This is a genomic window from Kitasatospora sp. NPDC093558 (genome assembly GCF_040683475.1).
GTDB lineage: Bacteria > Actinomycetota > Actinomycetes > Streptomycetales > Streptomycetaceae > Kitasatospora.
Genome location: NZ_JBFBDY010001236.1, coordinates 1 through 1,280 on the forward strand (window position 1 = coordinate 1; position 1,280 = coordinate 1,280).

At 70.1% G+C, this 1,280-nt stretch carries 2 protein-coding genes; both read right to left on the reverse strand.

All coding sequences use genetic code 11. The features are described from left to right. On the reverse strand, positions 1-629 hold a 629-nt coding region (locus tag AB0O00_RS40005), incomplete at its 3' end, for a hypothetical protein (RefSeq protein ID WP_363659585.1). Positions 630-1,062: 433 nt separating this feature from the next. Next, positions 1,063-1,280 (reverse strand): hypothetical protein (locus AB0O00_RS40010; RefSeq protein WP_363659586.1); only part of this gene is annotated, 218 nt, incomplete at its 5' end.

Consider the following 1,280-nt stretch of genomic DNA (forward strand, 5'->3'; position numbering starts at 1 on the left):
AACCTGAAGACGCGCGTGAGGTCGGATTCGACCTCGTTGATGGGGAGGTCTCCGATCTCGCCCTTGCCGGTCTCCGAGTACCACCCGATCATCGCGCCGTCGTTCGTCCGGACGGCGTCCTCCACGTCGGGATCGGTCCGCGCTTCGTTGAGCTCGTGGTAGAAGGTGGCGACGACGTTCGCCCAGGCCTTGTCCCCGCCGCCGAACGCCGGGATGCCGTTGTCCCCGTCGGAGAACACCCCGACCGCGTAGTAGGCCGTGACGTGCTGGCCGCCCTTCCGCACGTGCACCGAGCCGTGGTAGCCGCCCAGTCCCTGGATCGAGTCGCCCGAGTCGTCGTCGATCTTGATCAGGGCGCGGCTGCGGCGGCCGTGCTCCTCCTCGCCACCGGCCCGCGGCTGGAAGCCCGGCGAGAAGTCGTCGACGAGGATGACGCCGCGCGGCAGCATCATGTCGATGACGCTCTGACCGGGATCGCTGGTGCCGAGCACCCCGGTCGAGAGGAGGTGCAGGGCGAGCGCTTCCGCATCGTCCTTGAAGAACCTCGGCCCCAGTTGCCCGGCGCCCTCGACCACGTGGGACGGCAGCATCGTGGAGGTGACCGGCCCCTTGTAGCACTGGGCGATCACGGCCTGGAGCGCGGTCCGACATTGCGGCCTTGAGCGACTGGTCGATGTTGTCGATGTCCGCCTTGTCCCAGGCGGCCGCGCCGCCGACGAAGCAGTTGACGAAGACCAGATCCGCGATCGTCCTGCCGCCGTGGGGCTTCAGGTCCCATCGCGGCGTCGGACGGAAGCCGTCGGGCGTCAGTGCCACAGCTGCGGCCGCGGCTTGGGCGGCCTCCTGCGCCGTCACGGAGACCTGCCGCTCGGCGTACGCCCGGTGGAGCGGCGAACCGGGCCGCACCACGACGTTGAGCGGTCTGATCTCCCCGTTCTCGGAATAGGTCATCACGATCCTCCATCCCGATCGGTTGCTGGGGGCATGACCTCCTCAGCCCCGGACTCAGCCCCAGCCTGGCCGATCGGCCGTCACCGCAGCGTGACGCGCTCCCCGGACCGACTACGGGTGGTACACCAGCAAATCCCGTCCGTGCAGCCAGGCGGCGACGGCCATGGCCTGCTCGGCCGGCATGCTGCGGCTCCAGGCCAGCAGGGCCTCGGCGAGCGTGAGTTCACCGCGCAGCAACTCCGTGAGCGGGGCCAGTTCGTGCCCGCCGAGGTAGGCCACCGGCCGGGGCAGCGCGGGGTGGGTGAGCGCGCGGCGGAACGCCACCTGAT